Origin of the sequence: Nonomuraea composti, from assembly GCF_012034275.1 — a bacterium.
GTDB classification, from domain to species: Bacteria; Actinomycetota; Actinomycetes; order Streptosporangiales; family Streptosporangiaceae; genus Nonomuraea; species Nonomuraea composti.
Genome location: NZ_JAATEP010000001.1, coordinates 262,837 through 281,136 on the forward strand (window position 1 = coordinate 262,837; position 18,300 = coordinate 281,136).

Annotated in this window: 19 protein-coding genes; 7 read left to right on the forward strand and 12 right to left on the reverse strand. The window is 72.3% G+C overall.

Going from position 1 to position 18,300, the window contains the following annotated elements:
- Positions 1 to 16 precede the first annotated feature (16 nt).
- Entirely contained in the window at positions 17 to 1,552 is a 1,536-nt protein-coding gene (locus tag HCN51_RS01185) for an acyl-CoA synthetase (RefSeq protein ID WP_168005779.1), read from the forward strand.
- 153 nt (positions 1,553 to 1,705) lie between these two features.
- Positions 1,706 to 2,935, forward strand: coding sequence for a S1C family serine protease (locus HCN51_RS01190; protein ID WP_168005781.1), 1,230 nt, complete (start codon positions 1,706 to 1,708; stop codon positions 2,933 to 2,935).
- 103 nt (positions 2,936 to 3,038) lie between these two features.
- On the opposite strand, the gene HCN51_RS01195 is transcribed toward HCN51_RS01190, so the two are convergent.
- From HCN51_RS01195 to HCN51_RS01220, 6 genes are read right to left on the reverse strand one after another with little or no spacing between them, the layout of a single operon-like run.
- Positions 3,039 to 3,779: an ABC transporter permease gene (locus tag HCN51_RS01195; protein ID WP_168005783.1), complete on the reverse strand. Its 741-nt coding sequence runs from the start codon at positions 3,777 to 3,779 to the stop codon at positions 3,039 to 3,041.
- Positions 3,772 to 4,653 (reverse strand): ABC transporter ATP-binding protein, encoded by an 882-nt coding sequence (locus HCN51_RS01200; RefSeq protein ID WP_168005785.1) that lies wholly within the window; start codon positions 4,651 to 4,653, stop codon positions 3,772 to 3,774. Before HCN51_RS01200 ends, HCN51_RS01195 begins: the two co-directional genes overlap by 8 nt.
- The gene (locus HCN51_RS01205) at positions 4,650 to 4,973 is read right to left on the reverse strand and encodes a transcriptional regulator (RefSeq protein WP_346433482.1); all 324 of its coding nucleotides are present in this window, start codon (positions 4,971 to 4,973) and stop codon (positions 4,650 to 4,652) included. Before HCN51_RS01205 ends, HCN51_RS01200 begins: the two co-directional genes overlap by 4 nt.
- Positions 4,970 to 5,590 carry a hypothetical protein gene (locus HCN51_RS01210; RefSeq protein ID WP_168005787.1) on the reverse strand — a complete coding sequence of 207 codons (621 nt, stop codon included), beginning with the start codon at positions 5,588 to 5,590 and terminating at the stop codon, positions 4,970 to 4,972. Before HCN51_RS01210 ends, HCN51_RS01205 begins: the two co-directional genes overlap by 4 nt.
- A gap of 57 nt (positions 5,591 to 5,647) precedes the next feature.
- The gene (locus HCN51_RS01215; protein WP_168005789.1) at positions 5,648 to 6,982 is read right to left on the reverse strand and encodes a cytochrome P450; all 1,335 of its coding nucleotides are present in this window, start codon (positions 6,980 to 6,982) and stop codon (positions 5,648 to 5,650) included.
- Between the two features lie 14 nt (positions 6,983 to 6,996).
- Positions 6,997 to 7,908, reverse strand: a complete 912-nt coding sequence (locus HCN51_RS01220) for a phosphatase PAP2 family protein (protein ID WP_168005791.1) — start codon at positions 7,906 to 7,908, stop codon at positions 6,997 to 6,999.
- Positions 7,909 to 8,065: 157 nt separating this feature from the next.
- Here HCN51_RS01220 and HCN51_RS01225 point away from each other — a divergent pair, with 157 nt between their 5' ends.
- Positions 8,066 to 8,839, forward strand: coding sequence for a hypothetical protein (locus HCN51_RS01225; RefSeq protein ID WP_168005793.1), 774 nt, complete (start codon positions 8,066 to 8,068; stop codon positions 8,837 to 8,839).
- A 30-nt stretch (positions 8,840 to 8,869) separates the two neighbouring features.
- Here the strand turns inward: HCN51_RS01225 and cydC are convergent, their stop codons facing one another.
- The 4 genes from cydC to HCN51_RS01245 are packed head-to-tail and all read right to left on the reverse strand — an operon-like array spanning position 8,870 to position 14,400.
- On the reverse strand, positions 8,870 to 10,660 hold the full coding sequence (gene cydC / locus HCN51_RS01230; protein ID WP_240972295.1) for a thiol reductant ABC exporter subunit CydC: 1,791 nt from the start codon (positions 10,658 to 10,660) through the stop codon (positions 8,870 to 8,872).
- A complete protein-coding gene (gene cydD / locus HCN51_RS01235) occupies positions 10,657 to 12,441 on the reverse strand; it encodes a thiol reductant ABC exporter subunit CydD (RefSeq protein ID WP_346433483.1) in 1,785 nt (594 codons plus the stop codon). The genes cydC and cydD overlap by 4 nt, the downstream gene beginning before the upstream one ends.
- 6 nt (positions 12,442 to 12,447) lie before the next feature.
- Positions 12,448 to 13,212: a cytochrome d ubiquinol oxidase subunit II gene (locus tag HCN51_RS01240; RefSeq protein ID WP_168005795.1), complete on the reverse strand. Its 765-nt coding sequence runs from the start codon at positions 13,210 to 13,212 to the stop codon at positions 12,448 to 12,450.
- A 15-nt stretch (positions 13,213 to 13,227) separates the two neighbouring features.
- Positions 13,228 to 14,400, reverse strand: coding sequence for a cytochrome ubiquinol oxidase subunit I (locus HCN51_RS01245; RefSeq protein WP_168005797.1), 1,173 nt, complete (start codon positions 14,398 to 14,400; stop codon positions 13,228 to 13,230).
- A gap of 87 nt (positions 14,401 to 14,487) precedes the next feature.
- On the opposite strand from HCN51_RS01245, the gene HCN51_RS01250 reads away from it, so the two are divergent.
- Positions 14,488 to 14,823 (forward strand): helix-turn-helix transcriptional regulator, encoded by a 336-nt coding sequence (locus HCN51_RS01250; RefSeq protein ID WP_080040727.1) that lies wholly within the window; start codon positions 14,488 to 14,490, stop codon positions 14,821 to 14,823.
- A gap of 13 nt (positions 14,824 to 14,836) precedes the next feature.
- On the opposite strand, the gene HCN51_RS01255 is transcribed toward HCN51_RS01250, so the two are convergent.
- The gene (locus HCN51_RS01255) at positions 14,837 to 15,508 is read right to left on the reverse strand and encodes a permease prefix domain 1-containing protein (RefSeq protein WP_168005799.1); all 672 of its coding nucleotides are present in this window, start codon (positions 15,506 to 15,508) and stop codon (positions 14,837 to 14,839) included.
- 101 nt (positions 15,509 to 15,609) lie between these two features.
- Between HCN51_RS01255 and HCN51_RS01260 the strand changes: the two genes are divergently transcribed.
- The 3 genes from HCN51_RS01260 to HCN51_RS01270 are packed head-to-tail and all read left to right on the forward strand — an operon-like array spanning position 15,610 to position 16,740.
- Positions 15,610 to 15,963 carry a VOC family protein gene (locus HCN51_RS01260; protein ID WP_168005801.1) on the forward strand — a complete coding sequence of 118 codons (354 nt, stop codon included), beginning with the start codon at positions 15,610 to 15,612 and terminating at the stop codon, positions 15,961 to 15,963.
- Positions 15,960 to 16,316: a metalloregulator ArsR/SmtB family transcription factor gene (locus tag HCN51_RS01265; protein WP_168005803.1), complete on the forward strand. Its 357-nt coding sequence runs from the start codon at positions 15,960 to 15,962 to the stop codon at positions 16,314 to 16,316. Before HCN51_RS01260 ends, HCN51_RS01265 begins: the two co-directional genes overlap by 4 nt.
- The gene (locus HCN51_RS01270; RefSeq protein ID WP_168005805.1) at positions 16,294 to 16,740 is read left to right on the forward strand and encodes an SRPBCC family protein; all 447 of its coding nucleotides are present in this window, start codon (positions 16,294 to 16,296) and stop codon (positions 16,738 to 16,740) included. Before HCN51_RS01265 ends, HCN51_RS01270 begins: the two co-directional genes overlap by 23 nt.
- Before the next feature lie 9 nt (positions 16,741 to 16,749).
- Here HCN51_RS01270 and HCN51_RS01275 read toward each other — a convergent pair whose 3' ends face one another.
- The gene (locus HCN51_RS01275; RefSeq protein WP_168005807.1) at positions 16,750 to 18,117 is read right to left on the reverse strand and encodes a pentapeptide repeat-containing protein; all 1,368 of its coding nucleotides are present in this window, start codon (positions 18,115 to 18,117) and stop codon (positions 16,750 to 16,752) included.
- Positions 18,118 to 18,300 lie beyond the last annotated feature (183 nt).

The window sequence follows — 18,300 nt, forward strand, 5'->3', positions numbered from 1 at the left end:
GAATACTGTTCTGTTCATGCATCCGGGAGCCATCGCAGCAGTCACCCCCGACAAGCCCGCTGTGATCATGGCGGGCTCCGGACGGATCATCACCTTCCGCGAGCTGGACGAGGAGTCGAACCGCCTGGCCCACCTGTTCCGCGCGGCGGGCCTGCGGCCGGGCGACCACATCGCGTTCATGCTGGCCAACCACCCCCAGTTCCTGGCCATCGCCTGGGCAGCGCACCGCTCGGGCCTGTACTACACCCCGATCAGCTCGCGCCTGCAGACCGACGAGCTGGCCTACATCGTCGGCAACTGCGGCGCCCGGGTCTTCATCTCCAGCGCCGACCTGGCCGCCGTCGCCACCTCGATCACCGCCGGCACCCCCGGCGTCGAGCTGCGCCTCATGCTGGACGGCGTGGCCGAAGGCTTCGCGTCGTACGAGGAGGCGGTGGCCGGGCAGCCGGTCACCCCGATCGCGGACGAGTGCCAGGGCACCGACATGCTCTACTCCTCGGGCACCACCGGCCGCCCCAAGGGCGTCAAGCTGGCCGCATCGCACGGCCCGCTCGACGAGCCCGGCCTGCTGTTCAAGCTGATCCAGGGCCTGTTCGCGCCCGCGCCCGGCAGCGTCTACCTCTCGCCCGCGCCGCTCTACCACGCCGCGCCGCTGCGCTACAGCATGACGTTCCAGCGGCTCGGGGCGACGGTGGTGGTGATGGAGCGCTTCGACCCGGAGCGGTACCTGGAGCTGGTGGAGCGGTACGCGGTGACGCACACGCAGCTCGTGCCGACGATGTTCATCAAGATGCTCAAACTGCCCGAAGAAACCCGGGCAAAATACGATATTTCCTCACTTCGGTACGCGATCCACGCCGCCGCTCCCTGCCCCGTCCCCGTCAAGGAGCAGATGATCGACTGGTGGGGCCCGATCATCCACGAGTACTACGCCGGCACCGAGGGCAACGGCTTCCTCTACGTCGGCCCCGAAGACTGGCTGCGGCACAAGGGCACGGTCGGCCGCTCCCTGCTCGGCACCGTGCACATCTGCGACGAGAACGGCGATGACCTGCCGCCCGGCGAGCACGGCACGATCTACTTCGAGAACGGCGGCCGCTTCGAATACCACGGCGACCCCGACAAGACCCGCTCGTCGCAGGACCCGCTCGGCCGCGGCTGGACCACGCTCGGCGACATCGGCTACCTGGACGAGGACGGCTTCCTGTACCTCACCGACCGCCGCTCGTACATGATCATCTCGGGCGGCGTGAACATCTACCCGCAGGAGGCCGAGAACGTGCTGTCGGTACATCCGAAGGTGGCCGACGTGGCGGTGTTCGGGGTGCCGGACGAGGAGATGGGCGAGCAGGTCAAGGCCGTCGTGGAGCCGGCCTCCATGGACGAGGCGGGCCCGGCCCTGGAGGCGGAGCTGATCGCGTACTGCCGCGAACATCTGGCACACTACAAGTGCCCCAAGTCCGTCGACTTCCGCGCGCGGCTGCCCCGGCACCCCACGGGCAAGCTCTACAAGCGGCTGCTCAGAGACGAGTACTGGCCCGCGAGCAAGTAAAATCTTGGACGAGTTCTCCGGCCCCGCGCACCCGCGCGACCTCGATCGATAAGGGCCGCGTCAGGCCGGGCCGCCCCTCGCAATCACCGCCTTAACCAGGGCTTACGCGCTTCTTGACACCCTTGGAGTACAGGGATTTGAGGGAGATGGAAGATGAACGCGAACGAGCCTCGCGAGCAGGGCACCGGCGGGTGGAGCCAGTTCGGCGCCACCCCGCCGGCCGCCGGGGGCTTTCCCCGGCGGGACACGATCGCCATGGAGGTGCCCCCGCCCCCGCCGCCGCCTCCGTCTGACAAGCACCGTCTCACCGTCGCGCAGAAGGCCATCGCCGGGCTCGCCCTGGCCGCGATGGCGGTCGGCGGCGGCGTCGTGGGCGCCGCCGTCGCCACCTCGTTCCAGCCCGAGCCCGTGGCCGGCAGCAGCCCCAGCGCGCCCAGCCCCGTCTTCAAGTCGGCCTCCGACCAGCTCACCGTCGCCGAGGTCGCCGCGAAGGTGCAGCCGTCCGTCGTGATGATCCAGGGCCAGAGCGGCGAGGGCTCCGGCGTCGTCCTGTCGGAGGACGGCCTCATCCTCACCAACAACCACGTCGTCGTCGGCGCCGGGCAGGGCGGGCAGATGACCGTCAAGTTCAGCGACGGCAAGACGGCCAAGGCCACCGTCGTCGGCACCGACCCGGCCACCGACCTCGGCGTCATCCGCGCCGAAGGCGTCTCGGGCCTGACCAAGGCCACGCTCGGCGACAGCGACCAGCTCAAGGTCGGCGACCCGGTGCTCGCCATCGGCAGCCCGCTCGGCCTCGAAGGGTCCGTCACCGCCGGCATCGTCAGCGCCCTCGACCGGACGCTCAACCTCGGCGACGACCAGCCGCAGCTCCCGCCCGGCTGGGGCCAGCAACAGCAGCAGAGCGCGCCCACCACGATCGGCGGCGCCATCCAGACCGACGCCTCGATCAACCCGGGCAACTCCGGCGGCGCCCTCGTGAACGCCGCGGGCCAGCTCATCGGCATCAACACCGCGATCGCCTCGCAGGCACAGGGCGGCGGCGTCGGCTTCGCCATCCCGGTCAACACCGCCAAGCAGGTGGCCGACCAGCTCATCAGCACCGGCAAGGTCACCCACGCCTTCCTCGGCGTGAGCGTCACCGACGCGACCGGCGACGTGCCGGGCGCCCTCATCAGGCAGGTCACCGCCGGAAGCCCGGCGGAGCAGGCGGGCCTGAAGGAAGGCGACCTGATCACGAAGGTCGGCGACAAGACGGTTGACGGAGGCGATACGGTTGTCGGGCAGGTCAGAGGTTTCAAACCGGGCCAAGAGGTCAAGATCACATATATGAGAGACGGCACGACCCACGAGGTCACTGTCACCCTCTCGGAGAACAAGTAACAAGGACCCCCTCATGGACGGGTGTGCCGTTGAGATCGCTGCGGACTCGGCGGCACACCCCCCCGTCCTCTGGCCCGTCCTCTGGCCCGTCCTCTGGCCGTCCTCAAGAGAAGCGGCGCCCCTCGTCACGCCGGTACGCCCAGGCCGCCGCCACCGCCAGCACCACGGTCCAGCCGGCCAGCGAGACGATCGCCACCGCGTCCGGCGTGGTGCCCGCCGTGACCGCCCACAGCAGCTCCGCGACACCCCGGGTCGGCACGTACGGCGAGACGACCTCCACGAAGCCGGGCAGCATCCGCGGCGGCAGCAGCAGCCCGCCCACGATCGCCATCGGGAAGAACAGCACCTGAGACACCGCGATCGCCGCCCTGGCCGCCATCACGAGCCCGATGAGCAGGCCCATCAGCATGAACGGCACCACCCCCGCCAGCAGCGCGCCCAGCCCCAGCAGCAGCCGCGGCGGCGTCGTGGTCGCCTCGGTGAGCAGCACCGCGAGCAGCAGCACCGGCACCACCGAGACCAGCGTCCCGGCCAGCGTCGCCAGGATCCGCCCGGCGAAGCGCGGCAGCGGGCCCGCGGGGAGGGTGCGCAGGTACGGGTTCCACGGCTGCTCGCGGTCTTGTGCCACGGTGATGCTCAGGTTGATGAGCGCGCCCGCCATCGCGCCGAAGAAGATCATCGACCCGGCCGCCATGGTCGCGGCCCGCGGATCGTCCCCCGCGAACGGCACCACGAACGCGACGAACGAGATCGCCGGGAACAGCGCGCTCGCCAGCAGCCCGACGGGCACCCGCAGCTGCTCCAGCAGGAAGAGCCTGGCGTGCGCGGCGATCAGCTCAGCCATGTGACGGCTCCTTCGAGGTCAGGGCGAGGAAGGCCTCCTCAAGGGTGGTCGGCCTGATCTCCAGGCCCGAGAACGGCGTGCCGCTGCGGACGAGCTCGACGACCAGCCGGTCGGGGTCGGTGGTCAGCAGGTCGACCCGGCCGTCCACCCGTTCCGAGCCCACCACGCCGGGCAGCTCGGGCAGGTCCGGCGCGACGAACGAGATCCGCCGCACGCCCACGACGTCGCGCACGTCCCGGACGGTGCCGTCGGCCAGCACCCGGCCGGACCCGACCACCACCACCCGCTCGGCCAGCGCCTCGATCTCCTCCAGGTAGTGGCTGGTCAGCAGCACCGTGCCGCCGTCCCGGTGGAAGGACCTGACGCCCTCCCACAGCGAGCGGCGCGCCTCGACGTCGAGCCCGGTCGTCGGCTCGTCGAGGAAGACCAGCCGCGGCTTGCCCGCGAACGCCAGCGCCACCGCCAGCCGCCGCCGCTGCCCGCCGGACAGCCCGCCGACCTGCCGCCTGACCAGGTCGTCCAGGCCGAACCGGGCCAGCAGTTCGCCCTTGTCCGCCCGGTCGGGGAAGTGCGCCGACACGAAGTCGACGATCTCGCCCACCCGTAACGCCTCCGGCAGCCCCGTCTCCTGCGGCGTCACGCCGATGCCCCGGCGCACGGCCGGATCCTGGGGCGAGCCGCCGAACAGCTCGACCACGCCGGACGTCGGCCGGCGCAGCCCGGCGAACAGGTTGATCAGCGTGGACTTGCCCGCGCCGTTCGGGCCGAGCAGGCCCACCAGCTCGCCCGCCGCGATGTCGAGCGAGACGCGGTCGAGCGCCACCACGTCGCCGTAGCGGCGCGAGACCTCGATCGCCCGGGCGAGGATGGTCATGTCGCGCCTCCAGCGTTGTCCAGCAGGGTACGGATCGCCTTGGTGTAATCCTCGAAAGCCAGCCGCCCGCGCGTGGTGAGCGCCACGAACGTGACCGGCGTCCGGCCGCGATGCGTCTTGTTGATCCGGACGTAGTCGGCGTCCTCCAGCTTGGTCAGGTGCACCGACAGGTTGCCCGCCGTCATGCCGAGCAGCTTCCGCAGCGCGTTGAAGGCCATCTCGTCCCCCTCCCCGAGCACGTTGAGCGCGGCGACCACCCGCAGCCTGGCCTGGGCGTGGATGACGGGGTCGAGCTCCGGCAGCGTGTTGTCCGTCGTCACGAGCGGCGCCTCACCAGCACCCCCGCGACGATGTACCCGCCGCCCAGCAGCACCGCCGTCAGCAACGCGTGCCAGCCCGCCCCGAGCAGGACGCCCAGCGTGTTCACCGCGGCGACCCAGACGCCGAAGAAGAAGAACGTCCAGTTGTGGAAGAGGGCGCCGCCCGCCATGTAGAGGGTCGCCACCAGCATCAGCGACGAGCCCGCCCAGAGCAGGCCGCTCTCCTGCGGCGGCAGCAGCGGGCTCATCCTTGAGCAGATCACCACCATGAGCGCGAACCCGGCGAACCAGGCATAGCCGAACATGGCGCCGCGGGCGTTGGAGTCGCCGCGCGTGGTCTTGTTCATGCGCACGATCCCGTACGCGACGAAGGCCCCCGCGAGCAGCTGCGCGGCCATCAGCACACCCACCGCCTGCATCTGTGAGATCGGCGCGTAGGGGCGGCCGTCGAGCCCGTAGTGCAGGAACAGCGCCGTGAACCCGAGCATCCAGGCCACGCCCCACGGGGCGTAGAGGAACAGGGGGTCGCCCCGGAGCCATCTCGTGGTGGCGACGCTCTGCTCCTCGATGACGCGGAGCATCTCCTCGGGGCTCGGCGTCCGTTCGTCGTCCACCATGCAAACTCCTCGAAGCTTCAAAGTGGTTTGCATCGTAAACCTGATGGCCCCGCCAACTCAACCGGTGGTGGCGGCTCGGCGCCTGGCGACGACCCGGCAGCCCTCGCCCGGCGTGTTGGAGATCGCCATCAGGCGTACGGGCTCGTCGGCGGCTCGGGCGGGGGAGAGGTCGAGGGTGCGGGCGAAGACCTGGAGGAACACCTTCATCTGCATGATCGCCAGCTGGTCGCCGAGGCAGGTGTGCGTGCCGGCCCCGAACGGCATCCACCCGTAGCCGCCGGGCCGCCTTCCCAGCCAGCGCTCGGGACGGAACGTCTCGGGGTCGGGGTGGAGACCGGGGGCGTGGTGCAGGGAGCGCAGGTGCACGACGATCGTGGTGCCCGGTGACAGCACCCGGCCGCCCAGCTCGAACGGGCGGCGCACCACCCGGCCGAAGAACGCCACGGGCGGCCGGACGCGCAGCGCCTCGTACACCACGGCCCCGGCGTAGGCGTCTTCGGCACACTTGTCGCTCTCGGCGGTGAGCCGGCCCATCACCTCGGGGTGGCGTACCAGCCGCTCGAACGCCCACGTCAGGCCGGTGGCGGTGGTGGTGCGGGCCCCCGCGATCATGCTCATGACCTGGTCGCGGATCACCTCGTTGGTCAGCCGGGCGCCGTCGTCGCCGCGGGCCCGCAGGAGCATGCCGAGCAGGTCGTCACCACCGCCGTCGGCTTGATCGGGGTCGACGTGGTGGCGCCGGCGGGCGATCTCGTCGTGGATCAGCCGGTCGCAGGCGTTCCTGGAGCGGTGGAAGGACGGCCACAGGGCGAGCCCGCCGACCTGGCGCAGCAGATACCGTACGGAGATCTCGTAGGAGGCGGCCCGGCGGAACAGCTCGCGCAGCGGCCCCTCCCAGGCGCGTCGCGCGGCGGGGTCGAGGCCCAGGGTGATCGACAGGATCGCCTCCATGAGCGCCAGGTGCAGCCGCGGCCCCAGCGCGAACGGCACGCCGAGGGGGCAGTCGTCGGCGACCCGCTGGGCCAGCCGCTCCGTCGTGGCGCGCAGCCGCAGCGACACCCGCTCGCGGACGGCCGGCGCCATGACCTGCCGGAGCCGGCGATGCTCCTGCCCGTCGAGGCAGGCGAGCCCCCGCCGGCCGATGACCGGCTCCTGCACGCGGTTGGCCCGGGCGGCGTCGATGACGTCGGCGGGAGCCCGGCACACGTCTCTGACCAGGGCCGGATCGGCCAGCATGACGGCCTTGCCGGCGCCGGGCAGCCAGAGCCGGAACATGCCCCCGGTGCGCTCGAACATGCGCTCGACGAGCCGATCGTCGGAGCTGAGGGCGGCGAGCAGGGCGCCGCTGCCGAGCCACGGCTCCCACGCCGAGGCCGCTGGTCGTGGGGGCACGGGTCCTCCCGGGTTCATGGCTGCTCGGCGACGGTGAGCGGCACCGGACGATCGGGGACCGGCTGCCCGGGAGGAGGCCGGAACGCGGTGCCGCGCCCGGTGACGGCGTGGACGGCCAGGGCCACGAGGAACCCGGCCAGCGCGTCGGAGGCGTAGTGGTACCAGTCGTACACCACGGCGACGGTCAGCCCGGCGGTCGCCGCCCCCAGCGCGTACCGGACGAGCCTGGGGACGTGCCGCCGCAGGGTGAGCAGGGTGATCCAGGCGCCGGCCACGTGCGGCGAGGGGAAGCACGTGCCGGGCGGGTCGAACGCGGCCATGATCGCGTTCTGCAGGTCGGTGATCAGATACCCGTCGGGGCGGCCGGCCAGGAACTCCCGGGGCAGCGCGGCCGCCGGACCGGCCAGCGGGACGAACATGAAACTGAGATAACACGTCAGCAGCACCAGCAGCGCGGCGAACATGTAACGCTCGGCGAGCGGTTTCCGCCCGCGCGCGTACAGGAAGAAAGGAATGAGAAAACTGCCATAGTAGGAGAAATAGCAGATCGTCACGATCTCGGTGAGGAGGGGGGAATGAACGGCTCCCATGGCGACATTGGGGAATACGCCGAAAGCTGATTTCTCCCAGGCGTTGACGGCCTCGTCGACGTAGTGCCCGTGAAGGTAGAGAACCGTCCGGGCGGCGGAGGAGTACATGGGGGTGAGCATGAGCAGCGGGCAGGCGAACCTGAGCGCCGACAGCCGGAACCGCCCGCGAAAGCGCAGCTCGAGCCGGATCACCGCCAGGAGCAGGGTCGCCGGCAGGACGCACGTGACCACCGCCGTCGGCCCGTCGCGCGCCGGATCGCCGAGCGTGACGTGCAGGACGGCGGAAATGCCGAAATAGCCCAGGACGAGCAGCTCGACGGGCCGCAATTGGCGCATTTTCTCCCGGCCCCGATCTCGGCTGGTCCTCAGTAACATGGCTGGCCGTGAACAGTAATACTTCAGGTCCGGCGGCTTGTCCAACCGTGCCGCTGTCCTTTGGTGATCATTACGAGTGGTGTTTGGCCGCCGCCGCGAAACCGATTAGCGCCTGCACATGGCAATAGGCGCCCACATGCCCGGCGCCCCGCCCCCGCCCGAGACCTTGTGCGGGCTCGTCGCCGAGCGGGTCCGGCAGGCCGCCCCCACCCTGCGCCACCGCCTGACCGGAGGTGACGTCGCCGGCCGCACCGGCACCACGGTCGCGCAGGTCAGCCTGGCCCTCGTGGCCGGGGCGCTCCGGGCGTGGCGGCCCGAGCTTGCAAGCCCCGCCACAGGGGGAGGCACGGATCTCACCGTCAGCCTGCCGGTCAGCCTGCTCGGCCGGCGCGACCACCCGGCCATCGGCAACCACGTGGGCCTCCTGCCCGTCACCCTGCCTGTCACCCTGCCCGTCACCCTGCCCTGCTCCGAGCCGTCCCCGCGCGAACGGCTGCGCCGGGTCGCCGCCCAGCTGACCCTCCCCGAGATCGCCCAGCAGCGCCGCACCGCCCGCGGCCTCTACGCCCTCCCCGCCGCGCTGACCCGGCCGATACTCAGGGCCGTGCTGCCCATGGCGCTGCGCGGCCCGGCCGACCGGCTCGACGTCGGCGCCATCCACGCCCCGAGGGTGTTTCCCGGTGCCCGCGCCGCGTTCCTCTGCCCGCCGCTGGCCCCCAAGGCGGCGGCGATGCCGACCGTCCTGCACGACCGCGACATCGCGTCCGTCTCCGGCGTCTTCCACACCCACGTGGCCCGCCCCGAGCAGATGCTCGACCTGGTCCGGCAGGCCCTCGACGAGCTGCGCGCCGACGTCCTCACCCCCGAGACGACGGCGTGGCACGGGACCTGACACGAGGCAGGCGGCCAGGCCGTGCGGGAGCTAACGCCTGGTCAACGCCTCCGACTCCCACACGTCGCGGTAGTAGCCGGGCACCGCGACCAGCTCGTCATGACGGCCGCGCTGCGTCACCCGGCCCTCCTCCAGCACCACGATCTCGTCGACCAGCTCCAGGCCCTTGAGACGGTGCGTCACGAGCAGCGTCGTGCGGTCGCGGGTCACGTCGAGCAGGTCGGCCATCAGGCGGTCGGCCGTCTCCTCGTCGAGCGCCTCGGCCGGCTCGTCGAGCAGCAGCACCGGCGGGTCGTACAGCAGCGCCCTGGCCAGCGCCAGCCGCTGCAGCTGCCCGCCCGACACGGTCCTGCCGTCCTCGCTCAGCTCGGTGTCCCAGCCGGTGCGCTCCACCCACCTGTCGAGGCGCGCGTCCCGTACGGCGCGCCGCAGCGCCTCCTCGTCGGCGTCGGGGCCCGCCAGGCGCAGGTTGTCGCGCAGGGTGGTGCGGAAGATGTACGGGTCCTGGGTCAGGCCCGTCATCAGGGCGCGCACGTCGTCGCCCGCCAGGTCAGAGATGTCGGTGCCGTTCACCGTGATGCGGCCGGACGCGGGCTCGACCAGGCGCATCAGCGCCGCCAGCAACGTGCTCTTGCCCGCCCCGCTGGGCCCGACGATCGCGACCCGTCTGCCGGGCGTCAGCCGCAGCGACACGCCGTCCAGCGCGGCCCGCTCCGCGTCGGCGTACTGGGCTCCGGCTCGCTCCGCCGTGGCCGGGCCGCCGTTCGGCCGGGCCTTCGTACGGGCCTTCGTACGGGGCCCGCCGTCTTCGGCGGCCGGGGCCTCCGGGGTGGCGTGGCGGACCACGAGGTCCTTGATGTCGATCGTCAGGGGAGCCTCGGGGCGGGGCGCCGGCGCGGGGGGCTCCGTGGTGGCGGGGGCCGCCGAACGTACCTCGCGCAACCGCCTCAGCGCGGCCATGATGCCCGCCATGCGCTCGCCCGCCGCCGCCAGCGGCAGCACCGGCTCGAACGCGACCAGAGACGTCAGGGCCAGGACCGCCGTGCCGACCGAGCCGGCCCCGGCGCCCTGCGCGAGCAGGACGACCGCCGCGACCGTCAGGCCCTGCACCAGCGTGCCCCCGGCCAGGGCGGCGGCGTGGACGCGGGCCTGGCGGCGCTCCAGCGCGGCCAGCGCCTCGTCGGCCGCCAGCGCCTTCGCCAGGGCCTCGTCGTCCGCCCCGTACGCGGCCAGGTCCGCCGACCCGTGCACCAGGTCCGCCACCCGGCCCGCCAGCGCCGCCCGCGCCGGGGCGATCCGCGCCGACCAGCGGCGGGCCGCGGCGGCCGTGCCCGCGGGCAGCGCCACCCCGGCCACCAGCAGCCCCGCCACCAGCACCAGCGCCGCCACCGGCAGGATCGTCAGCCCGATGACGACCGCCGCCAGCCCGGCCATCGCCGCCGCCGCGGCGGGCAGCAGGCAGCGGACCAGCAGGTCCTGGACGGCCTCGGTGTCGTCCACCATCCGGCTCAGCAGGTCGGCGCCGCCGTGGCGGGGGCGCTGGGGCGGGATCAGGGCCTCGTAGAGCTGCTCCCGGGTGCCGGCCTGGGCGCGCAGGGCCACGTCGTGGCCGGTCAGGCGCTCGGCGTAGCGGAAGACGCCCTTGCCGGTGGCGAACGCCCTGGTCGCCACGATCGCCACGCTCAGCGCGGCCAGGGGCGGCTGCTCGGCGGCCCTGGTGATCAGCCACGCGGCGGCGGCGATGAGCCCCAGGCCCGCCAGGTCCGCGGCCGACCCCGCCAGGACGGCCCACACGAGGCGCGTGCCCATGCGCCGGTTCATCGCGCCTCCCCCTCACGCCGCGCCGCCGCCGCGACGCCGGCCGGGCCTCCGGCCGCTATGTCCGCCGCGTCGTCCACCGTCACGTCCGCCGGATCCGCGCCTTCGCCGGGCGCAGTGCCTGTGACGTGGGTGGTGTCGGAGAGGATGCGGCCCTCGTGGACGCGGATGACGCGGTCGGCGAGGTCGATCATGGCCGGGCGGTGGGCGACGATGACGGCCGTGCGGCCGCGTGAGAGTTCGGCCGTGCCCGACACCACCGCCGCCTCGCTGCGCCCGTCGAGGCGGGCCGTGGGCTCGTCCAGCAGCAGCACCGACGCGTCGGGCCGGCAGAAGGCGCGGGCGAGGGCGATGCGCTGGCGCTGGCCGGCCGAGAAGTTGGTGCCGCGCTCGCCGACCAGGGTGTCGAAGCCCTGGGGGAGGGAGTCCACGAAGTCCGCGTGCGCGGCCGCGGCGGCCCTGCGGACGTCCTCCGGCGTGGCCGCCGGGGCGCCGAGGCGGATGTTGTCGGCCACCGACGTGGCGAACAGGTGGGGCCGCTGTGCCACGAACGCCAGCCGCGCCCGCCAGCTCGCGAGGTCGAGCTCGCGCAGGTCCGTGCCGTCGACGAGGACGCGGCCCGCGGTCGGCTGGACGAAGCCGAGGATGAGGTGGAGCAGCGTGCTCTTGCCGCCGCCGCTCTCGCCGACCAGGGCGACGCGTTCGCGGGGGCCGATGGTGAGGGAGACGTTCTCCAGGGCGGCGCCGTCGCGGCCGGGGTAGCGCACGGTGACGTTCTCCAGCCGGATCTCCGGCGCCTCCCGCGCGGGTTCGAGGTCCCGTCCCGCCCGGGAGGTGGGTTCCGGTTCGTCCGCCGACCGGTCGAGGACGGCGAAGGCGGCGTCGGCGGCGGCCACCCCCTCCATGCTGGCGTGGAAGCGCGTCCCCATGGCCCGCAGCGGCAGGTACGCCTCCGGCGCCAGCAGCAGCACCAGCAGCGCCGTCGTCAGGTCGAGCGACCCGCCGAGCAGCCGCAGCCCGATGGGCACCGCCACCAGCGCCAGCGACAGGGACGCGCACAGCTCCAGCACCAGCGACGACAGGAACGCCACCCGCAGGGTCCGCATGGTGGCGCTGCGGTGCGCGTCGGCGATCTGCCGGATGACGCCGGCCTGGTAGCGGGCCCGGCCGAAGGCGCGCAGGGTGGGCAGGCCGCGGACGACGTCGAGGAAGTGCCCGCCGAGCCGCGACAGCGCCACGAACTGCCGCTCGGTGACGGCTTTCGTGGTCATGCCGACGAGCGCGCCGAAGACGGGGATGAGCGGCAGCGTGACCAGGACGATGACGGCGCTGGCGAGGTCGGCGGCGAAGAGCCGGATGAGGACGGCGACGGGCACGACGGCGGCCACCGCGATGGCGGGCAGGTAGCCGGTGAGGTAGTTGTCGAGCCCGTCGAGGCCGCGCCCGGCGAGGGTGACGAGCTCGCCGGAGCGGTGCGCGGCGAGCCGGGCGGGCCCGAGCTCGCGCAGCCGTTCCAGGAGCCGGTGCCGCAGGGCGGACTTGACGCCGGTGGCGGTGCGCCCGGCGAAGACGCCCTGCGTCCAGGCGAGCAGCGCCCGCACGCCCACGACGGCCGCCAGCACGGCCAGCACGCCCGTGGCGAACCGGCCGGACAGCACCCCGGCCAGCAGCTCGGCCTGCACCAGCACGAGCAGCCCGGCCAGCACGGCGGCGGCCATGGTGACGCCGAGGTGGCGGCGGACCGAGCGTTCGGCCCGCATGAGCGCGAGGAGATCCTTATGCACGTGCCCTCAGAAGAACGACGGGAGCCGGAAGGCGTCCTTGCCTGGCCGGAAAGTGCGCCATACCCATACTTGCGCGCCCAGCATGATGGGTGCGACGGGCAGGACCATGACACTGAGCACATTCAGCGTGGCGGCGGGCGCGCTGTGCTCCAGCAGGTACGGCATGGCGCCGCCCAGCACCCCCAGCGCGGGCAGCGCCGCGACGAGCGCCGACACCGCCAGCGCCCATCCCGGCCTGCTCACCCCGAACGTGCCGGGGGAGCGCCAGCCGAGGAACGTCCATCCGTGGAAGGCGAACAGCAGCGTGACGACCATGCCGAGCAGGAGCCCGAGCGGGTGCACGGGTGAGGCGTGGAAGCCGGTGGCGGCGGCGTACAGGGCCATGCCCCAGCCGGTGGACAGGCCGAGGGAGCCGAACGCGATGGCCGCGTCCCAGAAGCCCCGCCAGGCGGAGCCGCCGAGGCGGCGGCGGAACCACAGGCCGGCGTCGCGCAGGATCCAGCTCAGCAGCATGGCCACGACCAGCGGGTACAGCCCGAACAGCACCTCGCCTTCGAGCAGCGGGTAGACGCCGAACAGGGTTCCGGCGACGGCGACCAGCCACACCTCGTTGGCCAGCACGTACGGGGCGATGGCGGCGACCATCCGGTCCCGGTTCTGGCGGGTCCTGCCCAGGACGGGCAGCAGCAGCCCCACGCCGAGGTCGAAGCCTTCGAGGGCGAAATATCCGGCCAGCAGCACCGTGAAGACGGCGAACCAGATCACTTCCATGTCGCTGGACTCTCCTCAGTGGCTCAGCGCGGGGGTGCGCGGCTCTTCGCGGGTGGTGGCGCCGAGGTCGAGGTCGCGCGGGCCGCGCCTGATGACCCGGGCGATGAGGACGTAGTCGACGACCGCGAGCAGCCCCAGCACGGCGGCGAACCCGATGAGCGAGGCCGTCACCATCCCCTGGGTCAGCCCCGGCGACATGGCGTCGGCGACGGTGAGCCGTTCCCAGATCATCCAGGGCTGGCGGCCGATCTCCCTGGCCATCCAGCCGAGGATGGACAGCACGAACGGCAGCGGCGCCATCGCGATCAGGATCGGATGCGTCCACCGGGCCCGCGGCAGGATCCTGATCATCGGCAGCATCACGAACAGCACGACCAGCCCGAGCAGTTGCCCGAATTCGATCATGAATCCGAGCGGGGCGGCCGCGGCGAGGTTCTGGCCGCCGAACTTGCCCTCGGGGACGGCGCCGAACTGGGCGTATCCGAAGGCCATGGTGACGAAGATGCCGATGGCCGCGGTGACCACGCCCATGCGCAGCGACCGGCTGAAGAACTCGATCTCCTGGGCCTTGCGCCGCAGCCGGTACGCGCTCGCGCCGACCAGCACCATGCCGCCGGTGAACAGCCCGGCCCCGAGCACGTGCGGGAAGGCGAAGATCAGGGCCTTGTTGGTGAGCAGCGCCCCGAAGTCGACCAGCTCCATGCGGTCGCCGCGCACGACGGCGCCGGCGGGGTTCTGCAGGAACGCGTTGCCCATCATGATGAAGAACGCGCTCGCGTACGCGGTGAGCGTCACGAGCCAGATGCACGCGAGGTGCGCCCACTTGGGCAGCCGGCTCCAGCCGAAGATCCACAGCCCGAGGAACGTGGACTCCAGGAAGAAGGCCACGAGCGTCTCCATGGCCAGGGGCGCGCCGAAGACGTCGCCCGCGTAGTGCGAAAGGCCGCTCCACGACAGCCCGAACTGGAACTCCATCACCAGCCCGGTCACGATGCCGAGCGCGTAGTTGATGACGTATATCTGCCCCCAGAACCTCGTCATGCCCTCGTGCAGCGGCTTGCCCGACATCGCCCATCGGGTGTGCATGATCGCCACGAGCGGCGCCAGGCCCAGCGTGAGCACCACGAACAGGAAGTGCAGGCTGCCTGTCACCGCGAACTGTGTCCGCGCCAGATCCAGTACGTCCATGAACCGCTCCGTTGTTGTGCCTACCTACATATAGACAGCCTACATGTAGACTGGCTACTTAGCGGAATGGTGTTTAGGATCAGAGGCATGAACCCGGACGCGCTGCGCGGACACATGGACGCGCTGTTGCTCTCAGTGCTGGAGCGCGAGCCGCTGCACGGCTACGCCATCATCGAGGCGCTGCAGGAGCGCAGCGGCGGCGCGCTCAACGTGCCCACGGGCACCGTCTACCCGGCCCTGCGCAGGCTGGAGCGCATCGGCTACCTGTCCAGCGAGTGGGCCACGGTGGGCGGGCGCAAGCGGCGCACCTACCGGCTGACCGACTCCGGCAGGAAGCAGCTCCAGGGGGAGCGGTCGGCCTGGCGGGAGTTCACGAGCGTGATCGGCAGCGTCCTGCGCGCGGAGGCCACCGCCCTGCGCTGAGGGGCGCGGAGGGTCAGCGCGCCTCGGTCAAGGAGGTACGCGTGATGCGGACGCACCGCGTGGCACCGTAGAGCTGGATCGCCCACATCGCCGACGTCACCAGGTTGGCCACCACGCTGGGCAGGCCGTGCAGGGTGTTGGGGGAGTCCATCCCGTAGGTCATCAGCATCCCCAGCCCGGCCGTGATCGGCAGCGAGGCGAAGACGAGCACGCCCAGCGACCGGGTCGCCAGGCGGGGCCGGCGGATCCAGCGGGAGCCGCGGCTGAGCGCGAACAGCACGAGCCCGCCGTACAGGCCGGTGCCGAGCTGGACGAGGTCGAGCAGGCGGGAGGCGGGCGCGTACCACCACGGCTGGCTGAGCCAGGCCTGGTCGGTGCCCGGGTACAGCCGCCACAGCACCGACCACATGGCGACGGTGATCGGCACGCTGATGAACAGCAGCACCCCCAGCCGCCGCCCCGCGACGGCGGTCAGCTCGGCCTGGTAGCCGGGCGCGACCTCGTGGACCGCGCCGAACTCCGCGACGGCCAGCCGCTCGGCCTCCGCCCGCTCCAGCCCGCCGGCCTCCAGCGCGTCGGCGGTGTCGATCAGGCTGTCGCGTGCCTCAACGACGAGATCGCGCTTGGGGCCGTGCGGACCGCTCAGGGCGCCGTCGAGCTCGGCCACGTAGTCGTCGATGAGCATGGCTTCAAGTCTACGGAACGCGATCTAGGCGGTCCATCGGGGAGCTCCCTGAGATTCGCCCGGCTTGTCATGTAGGAAATTTCCTACGTATAGTGGCCGACATGCTCATCTCCTCCCTTCTCACCGTCACCGTGCCCGTCGCCGACCAGGAACGGGCGCTCGGCTTCTACACCCGCGTGCTCGGCTTCGAGGTGCGCACCGACAACCCGTTCCCCATGGGCCGCTGGCTCACCGTGGCGCCCGAGGGCGCCGCCACCACGCTGCTGCTGGCCTCCTGGTTCCCCTCCATGGCGCCGATCGGCGGCCTGGTCGTGGGCGCGCCCGACCTCGACGCGCTGGCCGCCAGGCTCCAGGAGCACGGCACCGCCTTCCAGGGCCCCAGCGAGGAGGCGTGGGGCCGGCAGCTGCTCTTCCACGACCCGTTCGGCAACGGCTTCGTGGTCAGCCAGACGTGAGCGCCGACCACGTCTTCACCGCGCTGGCCAGCCCGGCCCGGCGCGAGCTGCTGCGCCTGCTGCTCGACGAGGGTGCCCAGCCCGCCGGGCGGCTGGCCGAGCGGTTCGACATGAGCAGGCCCAGCGTGTCCGAGCACCTCAAGGTGCTCAAGGACGCGGGCCTCGTGGCCGAGACCCGCAAGGGCAGGGAGCGGCACTACCGGCTGGAGGCGGCGCCGCTCATGGAGATCCGCGACTGGCTCACCCCGTACGAGCGGTTCTGGCGCGAACGCCTCACCGCACTCACCACCCTTCTCGACGAAATGGACGACGACGAAATGGACGACAGCGATGGCCCACGACACGACGGCTGAAGACCTGCGCGCGATCAGGCTCGACCAGTTCCTCGCCCATCCGCCCGCCAAGGTGTGGCGGGCGCTCACCGAGCCCGACCTCGTCGCCCGGTGGCTCATGCCGGGCGACTTCAAGCCCGAGGTGGGCCACCGGTTCACCTTCACCACGACGCCGAAGAAGCAGGTCGGCTTCGACGGCATCGTCTACTGCGAGGTGCTGCGGGTCGAGCCGGAGAAGCTGCTGCGGATCAGCTGGAGCGACGGCAAGCGGGCCGACTGGACGGTCACCTGGCGGCTGGAGCCCGAGGGACGCGGGACCCGGCTGTTCCTCGACCACGAGGGCTTCGACCCCGGCGACGAGGTGCAGCAGCTCTCGCGGCGGATCATGGGCGGCGGCTGGCCGCGCATGTTCGGCGCCATCGAGAAGATCGCCGCCGAGCTGTGAGCACCCCCCTCACCGGTGCAGGGCCGGGCCGGGGACGAGGTCGGGCCGCTGCGCCGCGTGAGGGGTGGAGTTCCACGCCACGGCCGCTGCCATGAGGGCCATCACCAGGGCGAACCAGGCCGCCGCCCGCCCCATGCGCATGCCGTACCCGCACAGAAGCCACGACACCGACAGCCACCACCCGTGACCGGCCTGCCGCCGCATCTCCATGGCGGCGAAGGCGAAGTCGGCCGAGGTGGCACTGTCGGTGGGCCGCAGGCCGGCGTAGAGCGCCGCGAGCCGGTCGGGCGCGGCGCCCGGGTCGTCGGGGCCGGAACGCCCGTGCACGGTGCCCTCGTCGGCCAGCGCCCGGCGGCGGGAGAACCACCGCAGCATCGGCCAGCGCAGGCTCACCCGCACCCCGCGGGGCGTCAGCGCGAACGTGCACTCCTTCACCCGCACCCCCGAGGGATGGGTCAGGCCGGCGAACCGGCACGCCGACAGGTCGAGCCCGAACAGCTCCAGGCTGGCCGCGTCGACCTGCCGCAGCGAGGTCAGCACGGACCGGCCCCGCCCGCTGACGGTGGCCGGGCCGTGCAGCACGGCGCCCTCCAGGTCGGCCTGCGCGTCGGTCAGCCGCACGGTGGTCGGGCCCTTCACCTCCACGTGCCGCAGGTCCACCCCGCACCGCGTGACCGTCACGTCGAGCAGCCCGTCGGCGCGCGCCCTGGCCGCCGTGAGCCGGCCGGTGGCCGACAGGTACGCGTCGGCGGCGAAGTGCGCCGCCTCGAACCCGGCGTGCCCGCTGACCTTGCGGAACGACAGCGTCCGGCCGAACCGTGCCCCCCGGAAGGCGGCCCCGTCGCCGAGCCGGGCGCCGTCGAAGGTGGCGTAGCCGTCGAACCTGGCCCGCTCGCACGACAGCCCGTGGCCGAACACGGCCTGGCTGAACAGCGCGTCACGCGACATCACGGCCCGGTCGAGCGAGACGTGCCCGCGCGCGGTCACCCCGTGGAAGGACAGCTCCCTGGTGAACCGGACGCCCGCGAGCGAGACGTTCCCCTCGAACCGGGCGCCGAAGAACGAGGCCAGCCGGTCGAAGCGGGCGCCGTCGAGCGAGACGTCGCCGGTGAAGGTGACGCCAGAAAGCCTGACGTCGCCGGTGAACCTGGCCCGGTCGAGCCGGGTGCGGCCGGGTCTGCGGCCGGTCGCCTCGAGCACTCTGGACAGCAGGTCGCTGGTGATGGTGGTGCCGCGCAGGTCGAGCAGGCGGCCGGGGGCGAGCTCGCCCAGGGCCGCGGCGAGTGGTTCGGGATCGAGGTGAGCCAGGCAGAAGCCGGACGGCCGGCTAGCGACTCCGGTGCAAGCAGCCGAATACGCGCAGGTGACCCAGTCCATGCATGGGTGATACCCGCCGCGGCCCGGGTCAAGGATCGACAATTTTATGGTCTATCCACATTTGTGCTGATATATGCGGTCTAAAATCTCCCGATCTTCCGCGAAGTGCCCGCAGGGCCCGCGCACGAGGGTCCCGCGGGCCCGCCGGGCATGGAATGCTGGTGATGGGTACGTGGTTGAGAC